An 18,877-nucleotide genomic window follows, 5' to 3' on the forward strand; every position below is an offset into this window, starting at 1 on the left:
GATCAGAACTTGGCGCGGACGCCGAAATTCACGGTCCGGCCGAACGTGTGGATCTCGCTGACTTCGCTTTCGCTGCCCGCGAACGAGACCTGCCGTTCGTCGAGGACGTTCACGGCCTGCATGAACATCTCGATATTGGGCCTGATCTTGTAGCTGGCGCCGAGATCGACGATCCCGAAGCCCTTCTGGTAATACGCCACGACGTCCTCGGGGCTGGGCAGCGAGGTCACGTTCGCACCGGAATCGGTCATGTAGTTGCTGCGATAGGTGTAGCTGACGTTGATCTCGAACGGTCCCGTCTCGAAGAAGGGCGTGATCGAGTAGCTGACATCCGAAACACCCTGGATACCTGCCGACTGGATGCCGACACCGGTGGTATTCAGTTCCAGCTTGGAGGTTGCGAAAGTCGCCGTCGCGGTGACGCCGAGACCGAACGGCAGCTTGTTGGTGTAGCCGAACTCGACGCCGGAGATAGCCGCATCGCCCACGTTTGTCGGGGTGGCGACCAGAATGTCCACCGGCAGCGTGGAACCGTCGTTGACGGCGAAGGCCAGCGTGCGCGTCTCGAAGTCGGATGCGATGTAGTTGCTGATGTCCTTGTGGAACGCGGCCACGGTGAACGCACCGAACTTGTCGAAATACCATTCGAACGAAGCGTCGAAGTTCCACGAAGTGTAGGGCCGCAGGTTGGGGTTTCCGCCCGATGCCTGCAGATTCAGCGTCGGATCATCCAGCGCCGCCGCACCCTGGTTGTAGATGCTTGTCACGGTGACGCTGTTCGTGTTGATCGAATTGCGCAGTTCCGAGAGCGACGGGCGCGTCATCGTGCGCGCCACGCCCAGACGCAGTTGCACGTTGTCCGAGAACTTGAACATCGCGTTCGCGCTGGGCAGGAACTCGGCATAGGTCGCGCGCGTGATCGTGGGCAGGACTTCGGTGGTTACGCCTCCCGAACCATCCGCGACGGGCGCAATGGTGGTGCCGCGCACGTCGGTCTGGGTGCGCACGTAACGCAGGCCGAAGTTGCCGGAGACCGGCACGTCGCCCACGTCGGATTCGAAATCGATGCGGCCGTAGAGCGCCTGGATCTTCTCGCCGATGCGATAGGAGTTCTGGAGGTCGGCCGCCGTCGGCTTGAGGTCCGAGGCATCGGGGCTCACGCCGTCATATTCGCTGCCGAGCGTGTAGGCCTGGTTGAACAGCGCCCAGTCCACGTTGGTCCATGCCTGCCGGTTCACGATCGACTGGTCGAAGGCATTGCCCGGGACCGGATGCAGCAGGAAGTCATCAGTGCGGGTAAACCCGTCGCGCAGGATGGCGTTGTTGCGGTCGCGGCGCTGGTAGTCGCGGTAGCGGTCGGAGACCTGGCCACCGAACCTGATCCTGGAGAAGCGAAGGCCACCCACGTCGAAGTCCATCCCGCGCGAGACGTTGAGCACGAAGCTCTTATCCTCGTCGATCGAATTGATCGGGCGAACTGCGAAGCTCTCGAACGGCATGAGCGAGGGGTCGGTCAGATCGAGGTCGGTATAGAGCGAAGTAACCCGGCCCTCCTTCAGGACATCTCCGCTGAAATCGAACGTAAGGTTGCCGCCTCGGCCGCTGGCCGTGCGGTACTGCACGCGCTGGATCGGCGTATCTAGATCGCTACTCGCCCGCGCATAGCTGACGCGCGGCTCGATATGCCAATCGCCAAGGTCCAGCTTGATCGTGGTGTTGAGCTGGAGATTCCGGTGCGATTGGTCCATGTATTCGCTGTAATTGCGAATACGTGCGCCTCGGATCGTGCCCGCCACCAGCCTGCCGTCCTCGACAACCGCGGTCGAGAGGTCCAGCCGCGAAAGTTGGCTGGGGATGTAGTAGGTCAGGCGGCGTTCCGTCGTCTCATTGTTGAACTGCGAGAACAGCCCGTCGACGTCGATCTCGAAGGTCGAGGAGGGACGCCACTGCAAGCCGACGACGGCGCTGATGCGTTCGCGATCCTCGGTCTCCAGGTAGGGCTGGGCGTCGCCGGGCACGCGCAGGGTTCCCAGGCCCTCTACTTCCGCGTCCTGCCACCCCATGCGCAGTCGATCGAACTGGACCTTGCGGCGCGAGTAGGACAGGCCCGCCAGTACGCCGAAGGTCTTGTCCTCATTGCGCCAGCCGGCAGAGATCGTGCCGTTCGGATTGATCGTGTCGGTCCGTTCCTCATAGCCCGCATAGGCATTGGCGGCGACGAAGGGATCCCGGTCAAGCGGCTTGATGAGCCGGATATCGACCGTCGAACCGATACCGCTCTCGACCAGGTCGGCCGTGGGCGACTTGGTGACGACGACGCTGTCGATCAGCGTGGCAGGCAGCACTTGAAGGCGGAACTGGCGGCCGGACTGGCCGGAGTTGCGGATGTTCTCGTTGTAGGCGAGCGGCATGCCGTCGAACGTCACCGCCTGGAAATTCGGCCCGAGCCCGCGCACGCTGATGAACTGGCCTTCGCCCGCTTCGCGCACGATGGTCACGCCGGGCACGCGCTGCAGCGCTTCGGCCACGTTGAAGGCCGGGAGCTTGCCGATATCGGCGGCGACGACCGCGTCCGATATCGAATCCGCATTGCGCTTCACACCCAGCGAACGCTCGACACCGTCCGAAAACGGCGCGGTTACCACGATTTCACTGGCCGGGGTCGGCTCGCCGCTCGCGATTTCGGGCGTTTGCGCGGCCGCCGCCGACAGAGGGCGGACGATAAGCGCGCCCGAGCGGTCGCGCACGACCGTCAGCGAAGTGCCCGCGATCAGGCGGCGAACGGCCGTTTCCGCATCGAACTCGCCGGAAACGGCCGGTGCTTTGAGGCGCGCCACGGCATCGCGCGTAAATAGGATGTCCTGCCCGCTCTGGCGGGCAAGCTGCTCCAGCGCCCGATCCATCGGCTGCGCGGCGATGGCAACACGCACCTGCCGTGACTGAGCATGCACGGAGGTCGCCAGAGACGTGCCCGAAAGAACCAGCGCAAGCGCCACCGACCGGCAAAGCTGCCGTTTGAAAGAAGTCATGTCCGATACCCCGTCCGGACGCCCGCCGTGAGCGCCGCTTACTGCGTCGTCGTTCTGGACGGCCTTTTCCTCACCCCCGGACGCAAATAAAATTGAGCGGGCAAATTCAGCGGGCAGATTCAGCGAGCCGTCGCAATCCGGATCACGTCCGGCTCTGCCGCAATCTCGACGGGCAGCAGGACCGCCAGCGAGCGTGCGAACGCCTCGGGGTCACCGACGCGGTAGACACCGCTCAGGCGCAGGTCGGCGGCGCGAGGATCAGCGACGACCAGTTCGCGGCTGCTGTAGCGGTTCATCTCCGCCACCGCCTGCGCCACGGTTTCGTCGCGGAATGCCAGTCGTCCGCTCTGCCATGCCAGCAGGTCGTCGATCTCGGGCCGGTCGAGCTTGTCCTGCCGGCCCGGCTCCATGGCGATGCGATGTCCCGTCGCGAGCTCGACACGGGCACCGGCCGACTGCACCTGTGCGCTGCCTTGCACTGCGGTGATGAGCACGACGTCGTCGTCCCGGCGCAAGTCCAGCCTGCCCGATTGCGCGACCGCGCTCCTGTCGCCCGCTTCGATGACGAAGGGCCGCACATCCCTTGCGATCTCGACATCGATGCGGCCCGATGACAACGTCAGCAGGCGCTGCGAGGAACTCGCCGTGAAGCGCACGCGGGTGTTCGTATCGAGCATGATGCGCGTGCGGTCGTCCAGCACGAAGCGGCGCTGTTCGCCGACACTGGTTTCGTACACGCCCGCGCGGGCCTGCTGCCAGCCGAGCCCCAGCCCGCAAGTCAGCACCAGACCGGCCCCGCCCGCCATCACCGCGCGCCGGGACACGCGCTCCGGCTGCCGCGGGGGCGCGGGCCGCGGGTCGTCGCGAAGACCGCCAACGGCGTCCCAGATCGTGGACGCATTCTCGAATGCACGGGCGTGTGACGGATCGGCCTTCAGCCACGCATGGAATGCCGCCTCGTCCCGAGGGGATCGGTCATCCGCGTGCAGTCGAGCCAGCCAGTCCGCCGCCTGCCGGTTCCTATTCTCCGGCTTGCTGCGGAAGATCACGTCACCATTTCTCCATCCACTCGGCCAAGTGCGACATCGCCTTGGCAATGTGCTTTTCGACGGCGCTCTGGCTGATGCCGAGTTCCTCGGCGATTTCGCGATATTTACGGCCGTCCAGCCGATACATCAAGAAAATCTGCCGGGTTCGAGGGCTTAGCGCCTCGACCCCCACGCGCAGGCGGTCGAGCCGTTCGCGCGCGATAAGCACCTCGTCCTGCAGGGGATGCTCATCCGCAACGGTAGCCACATCCGCATCCCAGACGAGAGTTTCCTTGGCCCGTCGCTCACGACGGTGGGCATCGATGCCGCGATTGGTCGCCGCACGAGCCAGAAGCGCGTCGGCATTGCGCGCAAGGGTCGAGCCGGTGGTGACGTTGACCCATGCATCATGCAGCAGATCCTCGGCATCGTCACGCCGCGTCATGCGCGCGACCTGATCCCGCAACCGCGCCCAACTGAACGCCGAGCCCGGGGCGTACTTCGATGCGTTCGAGAACCCCATCGGGGCCACTTAGAAAAGCGAAAATGCGGTTTGATGACACATCCAAGTCCAGCACATGACGCTTCAACGCAATTATGCGGGAAGATGGATGCAATCCGGCAGAGGTCTGGACTTTAAGATCCGCAACCAGGCTACGCTCAGGGGTCAGGCGAGGATACCGATGTAACAGCGGCAGGTTCATTCCTGCCCCCCGCTTCCTGCTCGACAATTGCCAGGACACTTGGCTGTGCATCACGCTTTCGTGCGTCGATTTGCCTGAGTTGTGCGCTCATCCGATGCCTATCGACTTCCATCAGGACATATCCTGTATGGCGTACATCGCTGAACCGGATGTGCGGATTGTTGGCCAGAACATCCCCGAAACGTCCCGGAGGCGGCGATTGCGCAGCCAGAGCGGACGTCACGATCTCGGTGCCGACCGTTGGACCTGAAGCCGGGCCGTGCTTGAGATCATTGACCCAGAAACTGTGAATGTCGCCGCTAAGCACGACGGCATTGTTGATGGATGGCCGGCCCAGTTTTTGGGTCAGTCGATCTCGGGCGGCGGGGTAGCCGTCCCACTGGTCGCTCCATACTGTCTCGCCCGTCCCGTCCAAGGCCAGCGGAGCGAAGAACACCCCTTGGGTCAGCAGGGTCCAGGGACGGCGTTCACGTTCGAGACGCTGGCCAAGCCATGCTTCCTGCGCCGTGCCCAGCATGGATCGATCGGCGCCGTGCCGTTCCTGGCAGTGATCGAGCTTCACGTTGCGCGCCACCTGCGGAGCGGCACAGGCCGGATCACTGCGATACTGGCGCGTATCCAGCATGGAGAGCGAAGCGAGCTCCCCCCAGTCCACGCCCCGGAACAGCCGCGGCGTCGGTTTCGAGCGCCACAGACTGGGCCGGATCGGCATATGTTCGAAATAGGCCTGGTAGGCTGCTGCCCGACGCGGAGCGAATAGATCCGGTGGCAATCCTTCGCGATTGGCGAGCGCGGCGTAGTCGTTCAGGACTTCGTGGTCGTCCCAGGTGACTAGCCACGGGAACAGCCGGTGTGCCTCTCGCAAATCCTTGTCGCTGCGATAGAGCGTATGGCGCGCGCGGTAGCCTTCGAGGTCGACGGGGTCGGGTGCTCCGAAGCTGCGCACTTTCGGCTGATCAGGGTAAGCCTGTTCGTAGATGTAATCGCCCACCTGGACGATGAGATCGGGCGCTGCGGCGATCATGTCGCGGTAGGCGTGGAACCAGCCGAGTTCCCAATGCTGACAGGAGGTCATGGCGAGACGCAGGCGGTCGGCGTTCAACGGTACGGTCTTCGTACGACCGACGGGGCTGGTCGCGCCCAACGCATGGAAGCGATACCAGTAGGTGCGCCCCGGGCGTAATCCGCCCAGTTCTACGTGGATGCTGTGAGCGGCCGCTGGATGGGCGATCTCGACGCCCGTCCGCACGATCCGGCGAAATGCCTCGTCCTCGGCGATTTCAAAGCGGACGGGGACGGCGCGTGAGGGCAACGGCGTCGCAGCCGGGCCAACGAGCCGCGTCCACAGAACGAAGCCGTCCTGCGCCGGATCGCCACTCGCGACACCCAGCGCGAACGGATCTGCGCTCGCGGCAAAAGCGTCGAATCGGGGGAAGGCCTGCGCGCCGAGCGCGACCATCGCGGCCAGCACTGCCCGGCGATGCCACCCGATGCCTTGCGGAAAATCGTGCATGACTTCGCCGCTATCCGCCTTTTCGGACAGTGATGTGACAAAGGGTGTCCCCGAAATGTCATTCTGACCGCCTAACGGCCCCGTCCAGGTTCGCGAAAAAGGACGAAGGCGTTGGCCTGGCTACGGGACGCAGATCGCTGGTTCATCGATGAAGTGCTGCCGCATCGCGCGGCTTTCCGGCGTCAGGCCGCGCGCCTTGTCGCGCCTTCCGATGCCGAGGATCTGGTTCAGGAAGCCTATGCCCGCGCCATCGATGCGGCAAACCAGCGCGAGATCACCAACCCGCGCGGCTTCGTGCTGACTATAATCCGCAACCTGGCACACGAACGCCACCGCCGCGCCAAGGTGGTGCGCTTCGAGCATCTGGCCGACATGGAAGCGATGGACTTCGCCGATGGCGCGCCCGACCAGTTCGCCGTCGTCTCCGGCCAGGTCGAACTGTCGCGGCTGATGGACCTCATGGAGACGCTGCCCCCGCAGGCCCGCACGGTGGTCCAGTTGAGGCGTTTCGAAGGAATGTTGCCGCGCGACATAGCGGTGCGGATGGGCTTGTCCGTCTCTACTGTGGAGAAGCATCTTGCAAAGGGACTGGCCATTCTGGCCAGTGCGTTGCAGGAAGCGCCCCCGCACGCAGAAGGACCGACGATTTCACGCCTATGGCAACGCCGCCGAAACCAAGCGAATTGATGGAAGAAGCGGCTGCGTGGCTGGCCGCACTGGACGCCGGATCGGCAACGCGCGAGGAATTCGAGGTCTGGCGCGCCGCCGATCCCCGGCGCGCGGTCGCCTTCGCGCAAGTCGCCGACGCCTTCGAACAGATCGAGCGCCTGCGCACCGTGCACGATCCGCTGCCCGAGCCGCGGCGACTGGGGCCAGTGCGCCTCAACCGCCGTAATCTGCTGCGCGGCGGCATAGCGGCGGGCGGCATCGCAATCGCAGGCGGCGTCGCCATGCAGGCGGCCGCACGCGAACACGCCGAGACCAGCGTGGGAGAGCGGCGCACCGTGGTGCTGGAGGACGGCACCCGGGTTTCGCTTAACACGGACACCCGGATCAGTTGGCGGATCATGGGGGAAACCCGCTCGCTCTGGCTCGATCAGGGTGAGATCGCGCTGAACGTGCGCGCGCTGGCCGGGCCTCCCTTGCGTCTGTCCGCCAACGGTATGCGCTTCGACCTCAAACCCGGGGCCTTCAACGCGCGGCGCGAACCGGAAACGGTGGCTCTGCTGGTGCTCAAGGGGGCGGCAAGCGTTGAGAACCAGGCCGTAAGGGAGGGCGCGCTGGCCCAAGCCATCGGACGCGACATCTCGGTGCATCCGGCAGAGGCGGTGGCAATCGACCGGGCCAGAAGCTGGCAGAACGGTCAATTGGTATTCGAAGGCGAAAGCCTTGAATTCGTGGTGGCCGAGTTCAACCGTTATCTCGACGACAAGCTGGTGGTGGCCGACGCTCGGCTGTCGCGCATCCGCCTTGGCGGTCGCTTCACCAATACCGATCCGGCAGAACTGCTGAACGCGCTCGATGCCTCCTTCGGCATCCACGCAAAGCGCGGCGAAAGCGGTGCGATCATGCTTTCGGCAAGCTGAACCATTTTTTGCACTGCGATAGAGGTGAGTCCGATTTCACGCATCTCCCTTTCGAGACACGGTTTTTCCGGAGGGCGCACATGCCAATTCACTCTATCGCACTACCCATGATCCTGGCCATTTCGCCTGCCAACGCGGCCTCGGCGAACGCTCGCGAACATGCCATCAGCTTCGATATCCCGTCGCAGAACATGGCGACCTCGCTCAACGAGTTCGGTCGCCAGGCCGGCGTGCAGATGGTGTTCCCCTATGACACCGTGGCCGGCCAGCGCTCTGCCTCGCTCAAGGGCCGTTTCACCCGCGCGGAGGCGATCCGCCGACTGATCGCCGGGCGCGGCATGAAGATCGCGTTCGAGGGTTCGAGTATGATCTCGCTCGCTGCAGCGCCCCGCACCCTGAAGCGTGATGTGGCCGCCACCGACGCCACCGCCGATAGCGACATCGTCGTTACCGCGCAGAAGCGCCAGGAAGATCTCTCCAAAGTTCCCGCCGCTCTCACCGTCGTTTCCGGCGACGAAGTCGAGAAGCGCAAGATCACCGACTTCAGCAGCCTCGTCGACGAAGTTCCGGGCCTGTCCATCAATTACAGCACCGGCGGCGAAAGCTACGGCCTGCTCTCCATCCGCGGCATCGGCGGGGCGGACGACTACAAACCCAACGGCAGCCCTTCGGTCGCACTGCACGTTGACGGCGTCTATCAAAGCTCCAACGCCTACCTCGGCATGCCGCTGTTCGACCTTGAACGCATCGAGGTGCTGCGTGGTCCGCAGGGCACGCTGTACGGTCGCAATACCACCGCGGGCGTGATCAACGCGATCACCCGCGGCGGCAGCGATCACTTCGAAGGCTATGTCGATGCCCGCTACGGCAGCTACGACAGCTTCCGTGCCGAAGCCGCCTTCGGCGGTCCGCTGAGCGACAACGTTCGCATGCGCGTGGCGGTGATGACCGACCAGGGCGGCGGCTTCATGCACGGCATGGGTGCCGGGGATCTGGCCGGGACGCGGCTGAGTGTGGGCGGCGTTATTCAGTCGCAGGTTCCCGCCATCACCGATCCTGGCGAGCGCAAGGGCTTCGGCGACAAGGACTTGTTCGCCGCGCGCGGTACGCTGGATATCGACCTTGGCCCTGATACTTCGCTTACCCTGAAAGCATTCGCCAGCCGCGACCGGGGCGATACCCGCCAGTACGATCGCATCAACGCCGCCCAAGACAGCAGCGTCCTCAATGCGGGCGAGGACAGCGATCCCTACAAGGTCTACTCGGCGATGTATTTTCGCCAGAAGATCGACATTCAGGGCGGTTCGGCCCAGCTTTCGCACGTGATGAACGATAGCCTGCGCCTCGACATCGTGGTCGGCGCGCAAGCCAGCCAGCGTCAGGTCGGCGGCAACGGCGACGGCACGCCCTATCCCCAGTACGAATACCTGTTCGACGAAAAGCTGAGCCAGGCCTCTTTCGAGGCGCGCATGCGCAACGAGCAGCAGGGCCGCTTCAACTGGGTGATCGGCACGTTCATCATGAGTGACACGATCGACTACCAGAGCCAGTGGACCAGCTGGGCCGCGCGCACGATCTATCACAACATCCACAGCCAGCGCCGCCGTTCGGGCGCGATCTTCGGCCAGGCTGACTTCGAGGTGATCCCCGATGTGCGGGTTACCGGTGGGCTTCGCTACACCAGCGACCAGATCGATTCCACGGGCCGCAACGTCGATGACAATCCGTGGGACATCACGTATTACAACACGCTGTTCGCCTCGACGAACAACTTCTCGTGGGACAAGCAGTTCAAGGACAGCGACGTCTCGGGCCGCGCCTCGGTGCAGTGGTTCATCAACCCGGACCTCAACGTCTTCGCCTCGGTGGCACGTGGCTATCGTTCGGGCGGTTTCGACGGTACCTCGATCATGACATTGGCCGAAACCGAGCCATTCCAGTCGGAAACGGTGTGGGCCTACGAAGCCGGCGTTCGCTACTTCAACGGCCCGATCCGCCTGTCGCTGGATGCTTTCGCCAACGACTTCGACAACCTGCAGGCGACTACCCGGCTGGCCAACGACACCAACGGGCGCACCAACGTCGGCAAGGCCAAGACGCGCGGCTTCGAGGGATCGCTTGACCTGACTCTGTTCCGATCAGGCGGCCACAAGCTCGATTTCGATGCTTCGGGCACGTACCTCTACTCGAAGATCACCGAGTTCAATTCCGCTCGCATCGCCGACGTACTGGCGACCGTGGGCGATCCGCTGCCGGGCGCGCCGAGATGGACCGGCCGCGTCGGCCTCGTTCACGACTACAGCTTCGGCGAGGGCTGGAAGCTGGAGAGCCGCGTCAACGTGTTCTACCACGGCAGGGAATCGAACCGCCTCAACGCGCTGCCGAACAACACTTCCGCCGCCTACACGCTGCTCAACGCCCGCATCGAACTGCAGTCGCCGCACGGCTGGTCGATCTATGCGATGGGCCGCAATATCACCGATGAAGTCTACTTCCCGGAACTGAACGGCGCGGCTCGTCTGGTCGGTGCTCCGGCGACTTACTCGGTGGGCTTCCGCGTCGCCTTCTGATCTTTCCAACGAAGGGTGGCTCCCGTAGGAGCTACCCTTCAGTCGCCGTAACCGCGATGGGCCTGATTTTGCATATCGGTGAAAGACATCGAGGCGCATAGCAGCCCCTTGCCGGCTATATCGACGACAGGATGTTCAAGCGGGATCTACGTAATCTTGAACGGGAACAGGAAAAGACATTCCTTGCCAACGACCGCAGCGCGCTTTTCGATGCCGCGATCGGAAGCACCGTCAAGGCATCAGGTCGCCGAAACGTGCTGAACCAACCGTGTCAGGATGGCGAGTTCCGCGCGGATAGGACGCACCGATTCAGTCTGCGCCCGTGCATAAATCCGCAATTGCGAGGTCAGGAAGCTTGAGAACAGCGCGGCTTCGGTGACGCCGACCGTTCTGCGCTCGCCCACCAGGGCCTGCAATGTGCTCCGCGAAGTACGGCCGCGCAGATAGCGTAGCTGGGCTCCGAACTGACTGAGCCCGGGGTCGCGGGCGGTGGCAAGGAAAAGTTCATCGCTGCCCCGAGCGTTGCCGCCGCGTTGCACCAGTTCCGCCAGATCGCCCATGATATCACCGCGAGCAGCAGTTTCCGACTGCAACCGCTCGACGTTAGCACGATAGAGGCCTTCGAATGCGGCTTCGAGCAGCGCCGATTTGGTCCGGAACTTGTGCGAGACAGTTCCGAGCGTCAGCCCGCCACGATCCGCCACGGCCCGATGCGTCAGCCGTGCGAGCCCCTCCTCATCGATGATCCGCGCGGCAGCCTCCACGATCCGGGCGGCGGTGTCGTCGCGGTCGGGCAATGCGGGCATCGAACACAGCGCTTCCTCGCGTGCGTACTCACGCCATGGCGCAACAGGCATCGCGGTTCCCGACAGCCAGGCCGACAGCGAGCGTGCGGTTTCGTCCAACGCTGCCCGGTCGACCATCCGGCGCCAGCGGATCATGTGCAGGAAGCTCTCGTTCTCGAACACACGCCGCGCCACCAGCGTGCCGTCACCGAGTCCGAAGCGCCGCCCGGCTTCGTCCCAGAACCGCTCCCAGATGTGCGACCACTGCTCTGCCGGTTCACGGAACAACGGCGATTGCTGGGCAAGCAGCTGACATTCACGCCATGCGAAGGCAAGCGGGCGCCTCTGTTCGCACCACGCATCGACGATCTGCGCAAAGAATCCGGCTAACGCATGCGGAGATGGCGCGAAGCCATCGAACTGGCGCAACTGCTCTTCTCCCCACTGCCGCGCAGCGGCGATACACGCTTGTTGCGACTTTAGAAACAAGTGTTCCAGAGAGCCGAAGTGATGATAGATCGAGGAGACTGGTGCGCCGGTCAAGCCGCCGATCTGGCGGGCTGACATACCCGCAGCACCACCCAGTTCCCACTGCTCCTGCACGGTAGCGATGAGTCTGTCATATGACGGAATTTCTGCAGAACTGCTATAGGGCATGACGCTCGATAATCGCTTTCAACCGGACAGACCTAGCAGAACCGGCAATTGCAATCGAGCAATACTGTGAGCTCGTTCTGTTCCGATTTGTCCTTTCGCATGTCATCCAACATACATACAAACGTTCTAGCCGCCACGTCGAACCGATCAGGTCCGACTCATTTCTGGGGGCTTTCGTGAAACTGAACACCTGCCTATTCCTGCGCTCGACGGCCATCGCCGGCGCGCTCGCCGCCTCGCTCACCGGCACTACTCTCGTTCAGGCCGAGGAGGCCGACGCCGCAGCCGCAGTCGCCGATGATGCTGCCATCGGCGAGGACATCGTCGTCACCGGCTCGATCGTCTCGGCCCAGCAGGATTCGATCGAAGCCAAGCGCGTGATGGACAACCTTGCCGACGTCGCCGCTTCGGATGCTGTCGGCCGCTTCCCGGACCAGAACGCTGCCGCCGCACTCTCGCGCCTGCCCGCCGTTGCGGTGCAACGCGACCAGGGGCAGGAACGCTACATCCAGGTCCGCGGCGCGCCGAACCGCTGGACCTCGGTCAGCATCGACGGCGTACCGATGGCCGGCGTCGACGAGGGCGGCGACACTCGCGCCTTCCGTTTCGACGCGATCCCCGCCGTGCTGCTCTCGCAGATGGTCATCAACAAGTCGCTGACCTCTGACCTGCAGGCCGACGCGGTCGTCGCCACGATCGATCTGCGCACCTATTCGCCGATGGAGCAGAAGGGCCTGCACATCTCGGGCGACGTGAGTTACGGCTTCATGGACCTTGGCAAGGGCGAACAGCGGCAGGGATCGGTGCGCCTGTCGTGGTCGAACGATACCTTCGGCGTGGTGATCGGCGGCTCGCACTATCGCCGCAAGCAGTTGACCGACAACCGCGAGGTCGGGGCCTACGACGCCAACGGCCCGACCGAATTCGACATCCGCCAGTACGAGATCGAACGCTGGAACAACGGCCTTTTCGCGGGCGTCGAATACCAGCCGGAGGAAGGCAAGCGCATCTATGCCAAGGCCATCTTCTCGGAGTTCAACGACAATGAACAGCGCAACCAGTACGAGTTCCGCCTCGACCGCGCGACCGGCGGTACCCGCACGCTGGAGTCGGGCAACCTGACCGGCGTTCCGCTGCGGGGCAGCTTCAACTTCGGCGAGTACCGCAACCGCAACTACATCGGCACCGTCGGCGGGGATTATGAAGGCGACGACGGCTTCAACGCCTCGTTCAAGTTCAACTACGCCAGGACCGAGAACACCAGCTACCTGCCGCTGGTGCAGTCGTCGACCAGCGGCACGAACAACCTCGCGCTCAGCTACGACAATTCCGATCCGCGCTTCCCAATCGTGTCGATCGTGGGCGACTTCAACCAGAAGAGCCTGAGCACCTCGGGCACCTACATGATTACCGCCCGCCAGAAGACAGTTTCGGACGGCTATACGGCCAAGCTCGACCTGTCGAAGCAGATGGGCGACCTCAAGCTCTCGGCTGGCGGGCTCTACATCGACCGCGACATTTCGGGTAACAACTTCTCGTCGTCCAACATCGTCTATATCGGCGCGATGAGCGCGGCGGTGGGCCAGCCGTTCGACGTCAACAGCTATGTCACCGGCAAGGCCTGGGACACGGGCTTTCCGCTCGGCGTGACTTTCAACTACGTCGACAACGTTGCAATGCGCCGCGACATCGACAGTCTGCTTGGAAGGCTTGAGACGGCGGGGCTCTACGATCCCGCGCTCGACGTGCCGACGACCGACAAGTACTACCAGCGCGAGAAGACGCTGGCGGGCTACGTCATGGCCAAGGTGGAGAGCGGGCCGCTGACGGCGGTCGGCGGCGTGCGCGTGGAGAACTACGTCCTCGACAACGCCGGCTCGGTACTGGTCGGAGCAGCCTATACCCCGCTCTCGCGCCATTCGAGCAAGACCGACTTCTTCCCCAGCCTCAACATCAAGTACGCCGCCACCGAAAACCTCGTCCTGCGCCTTGCAGGCCAGCGGGGCGTGTCCCGCCCTGCCTACGGCGCGATCCGCGTCGGCGCCTCGATCAATGATACCAACAGCCCCGGCACCATCGGCGGAGGCAACCCGGCGCTCAAGCCCGAATACACCTGGGGCGCGGACGCCAGCATCGAATATTACCTGCCCGGCAACGGCATGATCTCCCTCGCGGGCTTCTACCGTTCGGTCGACAACGTGCTATATCAGGCACAGAATCCGGTTGGTTCCGACTTCTACAACTTCGGCGGCGTCAACCGTTCGGGCTATCTGCTGACCGGCACCTACAACGGCGACAAGGGCAAGCTCTACGGCGTCGAGTTCAACGTGCTCAAGCAGTTCGACTTCCTGCCCGGCGCGCTCGACGGCCTCGGCTTCCAGGGCAACGTGACGCTGCTTGACGGCGATTTCGACACGCCGACCGAACAGAACATCGCGTTCCAGGGCATGTCGGAAACGATCGCCAACGCCTCGCTGTTCTACGAAAAGTACGGCCTTTCCGCGCGCGTCAGCTACCAGTGGCGGTCGGACTGGCTGGACTCGCTCGGCGGCTTCGGCAGCGGCGAATATCGCAAGGGCTACGAGAACCTCGACGTCTCGCTGCGCTACGCGCTGACCGACAACTTCACGCTGTTCGCCGACCTCGCGAACCTCACCAACGAGAAATACATCGCCTACCAGGGCACCACCGCAATGCCGACCGAAGTCGAGCAGATCGGCGCGCGCTACCTGTTCGGCGTCCGCTTCAGCTACTGACCGGGATAATGACAATGCGAACGATCGCCACCACCACTGCCCTAATCGTGCTTGCGCTGGCCGCGCCTGCATCCGCCCGCGAACTGGCGACGCTGACGCGGATCGACGCCGCGACCGCCGAACTGAACCGTGAAGACACCGCGCCCGTCGCGGTATGGATCAGCGCCGACACCGTGCTGGACAAGGGCGACCAGCGTTTCGCCACCGCCAGCAAGGACGGAAAGATCACGCTGCCCATCGCCGCGACCGACCGCCGCTACGTGATCCTTGAAGGGAAGTCCGGCCAGGCGCGCACCGTCGTCGCCGAGCGGGCGCTGCCGCTGGAGCAGGGCAGCAACTTCCGCGATGTCGGCGGCTACGTCACGAAGGACGGACATACGGTAAAGTGGGACAAGGCGTTCCGCTCCGGCGCGATGCCGCTGCTGACCGATGCCGACTATGCACTGCTCGACCAGCTGGGCATCGGCAACGTCATCGACCTGCGCAGCATCGAGGAGCGCGAGGTAGCGCCCGACAGCTCGACGACAAGGTGGGCGCGCTGTTCATCGCCAACGACTATTCGCTCAAACCCCTGATGGCCAAGATGGCCCAGGGCGGCGGTGAGAACATGTACGCGGGCATGGAAAAGATGCTGGCGCCGCAGTTCCGCTCGCTGTTCCGCCGCCTCATCGCGGACGAGGGTGCGGTCGTCTATCACTGCTCCGCCGGGCAGGACCGCACGGGCATGGCGACGGCGCTGATCTACGACGTGCTCGGCGTCGACCGCGAGACGATCGTCAAGGACTATCACCTATCCACCGACCTGCGCCGCCCGCAGTTCGAGATGCCCAAGGTCGATCCCAAGGACTACCCGAACAACCCGATCCTGAAGTACTACGTCGCCGCCGAGGACGGCAAGCCGCGCAAGGCCGAACCGCTCTATACCCCAAGCGGCCAGTCCCATCTCGTGCAGTTCTTCGCTTACCTCGACAAGCGGTACGGCGGTTCGGAAGCCTATCTGCGCACGCTCGGCTTCACCGATGCGGACTTCGCGAAGCTGCGCAAGACGATGCTGGACTGACCAGAACAGGTGGAGGGCTGATGGTCAACGCCCTCCACCTGCCCCCGTTGAGTCAGCCCGCCAGTTCGCCGATGACCCGGTTGCGCGTCATCGAAAGCTGCGCGATCAGATCGCTGAGTAGATAGGCATCGCGGCGGCGGGTCCATGGCTGAGCCGACCGGGCATCGTACTCGACCGGCAGCGGCACTTCCCGCGCGACGGCGGCGGCCATGCCGTTGTCGCGCGAAACCAGCACGCAGCGCTTCACATGATCGCGATGCCCGACGACGGCCACCTTGCCCAGGGTTTGAGCAGAGCCGGCGTGAGCGACCACGGCCTTGGCCACGCCATCGGTGCTGAGGTAGATCGTCTTGCCGTCCGGCCCCTTGACGGGATGGATGGGCACGATGTCCTTCATGCCGTGCTTCCCGGTCAGGACTTCTGCGATTTCCCACTGGGCATAGACCCGCACCGGGCGGACCCGCGCGATGGCATGCACGGCATCGGCGAGCATCGCGTTGATCGGGCCCGGCTCGGGCGTTTCCGCGCCGTCCGACAGCCCGGTATTCGGATCGACCTTGCCCGTCGCCGATCGATAGCCGAAGCTGTAGGCGACCACGCTGTCCGCTTCGCGCACTGCGAAAGTGGGGTATTCCCAGCGGAAGCCCGCCTCGGTGATGTACGACGCGAGCTGACGCGCAATCGCCTGGTCGCTCAGTTCGCCATCCAGCGTCCTGGTCATGAGCCGTTCGAGGGCATCGATATCGCTGCTGCCTCCCGCAAGCGTCGCTGCAAGGGCGGAGGGTGCGAATGCCGCCTGAGCGGCCAGCAGAGTGGTCGGCGCACCGACGAGAAGCGCGCGGCGGGTGGTCATGAAACTCTCCATAAAATGCGGTGCGAGGCTCGCAAGGCTCAGAAGCTGACGTTGACGAAGCCGCCGACCGTGCGACGCGCATTGGGCGAGGTGTAATGGAGCAGGCCCAGCGGGCCGTACTGCTGCCACCCGGTCGAGAAGTACTTGTCAAACAGGTTGCGTGCATAGACGCCGATCTCGATCGGGCGGCCCGGCAGGGTCACGCTGAGACGGCCGTTGACGAGGCCGTAGCCCGGCACGTTCGAGTAGGCGGGCTGGCCCACCACCGTCCAGTATTCGCTGCGATAGGCGTAGTCGGCATGGGCACGCAGGCCCAGACCGGAGCCGAACTCGTGATCGTAGTCGATGGCCGCGGTGCCCGACCACTCGGGCGAATTCGTCAGGCGCGAACCCGTGTAGTTCGTGGTCGCGTTGTAGACATAGTCGGTGAACTTGGCATCGGTGTAAGTGACCGCACCCGACAGTTGCAGGCCCCGCATGGGCTGGACGATCAGGCTGCCCTCGATGCCCTGCGTGCGCAGGCCACCGGCATTGCCGATGACCGTAGCGTTTATCATGCCGCCCGAACCGTCGGGGATCTGGGTCAGGATCGTCGCCTGGAAGTCCTTGAAGTCGGAGCGGAACGCATCGAGGTTGAACCGCACGCGGCGGCCGAACCATTCCGACTTGATGCCCGCTTCCCACGCCTTGACGGTCTCGTCCTGATACGGTGCATACTTGTTGCCGACGAAGGCGATGCCGGCCGGCTTGTAGCCGGTCGAGTAGGTCGCATAGACCATGACGTTGTCGGCAAGCTGATACGTCGGCGCGATGCGGAACGAGAAGTTGTCGCCCTTCACCCGGCCGAAATCGTACGCGGGTGCCGCGCTGGAAGCGGTGAAGTTCGGCGTATAGCCCGCGATCGCAAGCGGGTTGATCGTGACATAGTCGATGCTCTGCGAGTTGTTGTCGTGCGTGTAGCGCCCGCCCAGCGTCAGGGCGAGGCGTGAGGACAGGTTGAACTTGAGCTGGCCGAAGGCCGCCATCGTCTCGTTCACGGAGTCGAACAGCGAGGCGTTGCCGTCCTGCCCGATCGCCCCGGTCAGCGCGATCAGCGTCGGCAGCGGCGTGCCTGCGGCATTGTACAGCGGTTGTCCGCCAGTGGACCACTGCAGCTGGGTCTGGCGAGCGTGGAGGCGGTTGTAGAATGCGCCGACAAGGTACTCCACGATGCCGCCTGTCGGCGAAGCGAGATGGATTTCCTGGCTGAACTTGTCGGTATCCAGTTCCCCGAGGTTGAACGGGATGTAGGCATAGCGGTCGTAAGGCGCGAGGCTGGCCGGGGTCGAATTGTCGTAGCCGGTGACGCGATAGGCGGTGATCGAGGTCAGCTCATGATCGCCCAGCTTGGCATTGGCGCGCAGCGAGGTGCCCCATTCCTCGGTGACGATCTGGCCGAACGAGGAGTCTGCCGTATCGGCGCTCCGGGGGCCGGGATAGACGCCCAGTTCATTGAGAATGGCGGTCAACGCTGCCGACTGGCCGGAAACCGGGGTGCGCACGCTGCTGTCCCAGTGATGGGCGTAGTCGCCGGAAAGCGTCAGGTTGAAGCTGTCCGACGGCTCCAGGTAAAGGCGCGCGCGGCCACCGTATTCGTGCTGCGAGCCGACCTTGCGGTCGAGCGTGACGTTGCGCCCGAACCCGTCGAAGGCCTGGTCGAACCCGGACACGCGCAGGGCCGCGATCGAACCGAGCGGCAAGTTGGCGGTGGCGTTGAGGATGCGCTCGTCATGCTCGCCGAAACTGGCGCTGGCACGCAGCGACCATTCGCCGATCTTCGGACGGGTGGTGGTCACGGCGATCACGCCCGAGGTCGCGTTCTTGCCGAACAGCGTGCCCTGCGGACCCATGAGCACATCGACGCGCTCGATATCGACAAGCCCGGTCAGGCCGTTCGCCCGCTGTCCGTCCATCACCACGTCATCGACGACGACGCTCACCGACTTGGCGTTGGAAAAGTCGAAGGAGGTGCTGCCGACCCCGCGGATCTGAAACGCGGCGCCCTGGGTCGGGTCGTACTGCACGCCGGGCATCGTGTACTGCAGGTCAGTGACCGATGTGTAGCCGGTCTTGGCCAGCGTCTCGCCATCGATCGACTGGATCGCCAGCGGCACCTTCTGGCTGCTTTCCGCACGACGCTCGGCGGTCACGGTGATTTCCGGAAGGGCGTCGTCGGCGGTTGCCGCATCCTCGGCCTGCGCCGCAACGGCCCAGAACGGCAAGACTGTGCCGGCAAGGATGGTGGAGAGAAGGTGGATCGTTCGCTGGCGGTTGAAAGCAGACATGGCAGGGCTCCG

General features: G+C 64.1%; 13 protein-coding genes. 6 read left to right on the plus strand and 7 right to left on the minus strand.

Annotation, left to right across the window (positions count from 1 at the left end):
- Positions 1–2: 2 nt before the first annotated feature.
- The 4 genes from ACYPYD_RS26650 to ACYPYD_RS26665 form a co-directional block, all read right to left on the minus strand.
- On the minus strand, positions 3–3,029 hold the full coding sequence (locus ACYPYD_RS26650; RefSeq protein ID WP_459666722.1) for a TonB-dependent receptor: 3,027 nt from the start codon (positions 3,027–3,029) through the stop codon (positions 3–5).
- Positions 3,030–3,148: 119 nt separating this feature from the next.
- Entirely contained in the window at positions 3,149–4,078 is a 930-nt protein-coding gene (locus ACYPYD_RS26655; RefSeq protein ID WP_459666725.1) for a FecR family protein, read from the minus strand.
- 1 nt (position 4,079) lies between these two features.
- Entirely contained in the window at positions 4,080–4,580 is a 501-nt protein-coding gene (locus ACYPYD_RS26660; RefSeq protein WP_459666727.1) for an RNA polymerase sigma factor, read from the minus strand.
- A 137-nt stretch (positions 4,581–4,717) separates the two neighbouring features.
- Positions 4,718–6,274 carry an alkaline phosphatase D family protein gene (locus ACYPYD_RS26665; RefSeq protein ID WP_459666730.1) on the minus strand — a complete coding sequence of 519 codons (1,557 nt, stop codon included), beginning with the start codon at positions 6,272–6,274 and terminating at the stop codon, positions 4,718–4,720.
- 153 nt (positions 6,275–6,427) lie between these two features.
- Between ACYPYD_RS26665 and ACYPYD_RS26670 the strand changes: the two genes are divergently transcribed.
- The 3 genes from ACYPYD_RS26670 to ACYPYD_RS26680 all read left to right on the plus strand — a co-directional run bounded on the left by ACYPYD_RS26670 (position 6,428) and on the right by ACYPYD_RS26680 (position 10,430).
- The gene (locus ACYPYD_RS26670; protein ID WP_459666731.1) at positions 6,428–6,961 is read left to right on the plus strand and encodes an RNA polymerase sigma factor; all 534 of its coding nucleotides are present in this window, start codon (positions 6,428–6,430) and stop codon (positions 6,959–6,961) included.
- Positions 6,961–7,860 (plus strand): FecR family protein, encoded by a 900-nt coding sequence (locus ACYPYD_RS26675; protein ID WP_459666733.1) that lies wholly within the window; start codon positions 6,961–6,963, stop codon positions 7,858–7,860. The genes ACYPYD_RS26670 and ACYPYD_RS26675 overlap by 1 nt, the downstream gene beginning before the upstream one ends.
- A gap of 107 nt (positions 7,861–7,967) precedes the next feature.
- Positions 7,968–10,430 carry a TonB-dependent receptor gene (locus tag ACYPYD_RS26680; protein ID WP_459666736.1) on the plus strand — a complete coding sequence of 821 codons (2,463 nt, stop codon included), beginning with the start codon at positions 7,968–7,970 and terminating at the stop codon, positions 10,428–10,430.
- A gap of 239 nt (positions 10,431–10,669) precedes the next feature.
- Here the strand turns inward: ACYPYD_RS26680 and ACYPYD_RS26685 are convergent, their stop codons facing one another.
- Entirely contained in the window at positions 10,670–11,818 is a 1,149-nt protein-coding gene (locus tag ACYPYD_RS26685) for a TetR/AcrR family transcriptional regulator (protein ID WP_459666738.1), read from the minus strand.
- A 230-nt stretch (positions 11,819–12,048) separates the two neighbouring features.
- On the opposite strand from ACYPYD_RS26685, the gene ACYPYD_RS26690 reads away from it, so the two are divergent.
- The 3 genes from ACYPYD_RS26690 to ACYPYD_RS26700 are packed head-to-tail and all read left to right on the plus strand — an operon-like array spanning position 12,049 to position 15,688.
- Positions 12,049–14,628: a TonB-dependent receptor gene (locus ACYPYD_RS26690; protein WP_459666740.1), complete on the plus strand. Its 2,580-nt coding sequence runs from the start codon at positions 12,049–12,051 to the stop codon at positions 14,626–14,628.
- Between the two features lie 14 nt (positions 14,629–14,642).
- The gene (locus ACYPYD_RS26695) at positions 14,643–15,203 is read left to right on the plus strand and encodes a tyrosine-protein phosphatase (RefSeq protein WP_459666742.1); all 561 of its coding nucleotides are present in this window, start codon (positions 14,643–14,645) and stop codon (positions 15,201–15,203) included.
- Positions 15,203–15,688: a tyrosine-protein phosphatase gene (locus ACYPYD_RS26700; protein ID WP_459666743.1), complete on the plus strand. Its 486-nt coding sequence runs from the start codon at positions 15,203–15,205 to the stop codon at positions 15,686–15,688. The genes ACYPYD_RS26695 and ACYPYD_RS26700 overlap by 1 nt, the downstream gene beginning before the upstream one ends.
- 52 nt (positions 15,689–15,740) lie before the next feature.
- On the opposite strand, the gene ACYPYD_RS26705 is transcribed toward ACYPYD_RS26700, so the two are convergent.
- Positions 15,741–16,541, minus strand: a complete 801-nt coding sequence (locus ACYPYD_RS26705; protein WP_459666745.1) for a hypothetical protein — start codon at positions 16,539–16,541, stop codon at positions 15,741–15,743.
- Positions 16,542–16,579: 38 nt separating this feature from the next.
- Positions 16,580–18,865, minus strand: a complete 2,286-nt coding sequence (locus ACYPYD_RS26710) for a TonB-dependent receptor (RefSeq protein WP_459666747.1) — start codon at positions 18,863–18,865, stop codon at positions 16,580–16,582.
- Positions 18,866–18,877 lie beyond the last annotated feature (12 nt).

It is taken from the genome of Novosphingobium sp. 11B (assembly GCF_054589055.1).

What these genes read in the sequence shown, in the direction of transcription:
- ACYPYD_RS26650 (WP_459666722.1), bottom strand. Translation starts at nt 3,029, where the DNA reads ATGACTTCTTTCAAACGGCAGCTTTGCCGGTCGGTGGCGCTTGCGCTG.
- ACYPYD_RS26660 (WP_459666727.1), bottom strand. Translation starts at nt 4,580, where the DNA reads ATGGGGTTCTCGAACGCATCGAAGTACGCCCCGGGCTCGGCGTTCAGT.
- ACYPYD_RS26665 (WP_459666730.1), bottom strand. Translation starts at nt 6,274, where the DNA reads ATGCACGATTTTCCGCAAGGCATCGGGTGGCATCGCCGGGCAGTGCTG.
- ACYPYD_RS26675 (WP_459666733.1), top strand. Translation starts at nt 6,961, where the DNA reads ATGGAAGAAGCGGCTGCGTGGCTGGCCGCACTGGACGCCGGATCGGCA.
- ACYPYD_RS26680 (WP_459666736.1), top strand. Translation starts at nt 7,968, where the DNA reads ATGATCCTGGCCATTTCGCCTGCCAACGCGGCCTCGGCGAACGCTCGC.
- ACYPYD_RS26695 (WP_459666742.1), top strand. Translation starts at nt 14,643, where the DNA reads ATGCGAACGATCGCCACCACCACTGCCCTAATCGTGCTTGCGCTGGCC.
- ACYPYD_RS26700 (WP_459666743.1), top strand. Translation starts at nt 15,203, where the DNA reads ATGGCCAAGATGGCCCAGGGCGGCGGTGAGAACATGTACGCGGGCATG.
- ACYPYD_RS26705 (WP_459666745.1), bottom strand. Translation starts at nt 16,541, where the DNA reads ATGACCACCCGCCGCGCGCTTCTCGTCGGTGCGCCGACCACTCTGCTG.
- ACYPYD_RS26710 (WP_459666747.1), bottom strand. Translation starts at nt 18,865, where the DNA reads ATGTCTGCTTTCAACCGCCAGCGAACGATCCACCTTCTCTCCACCATC.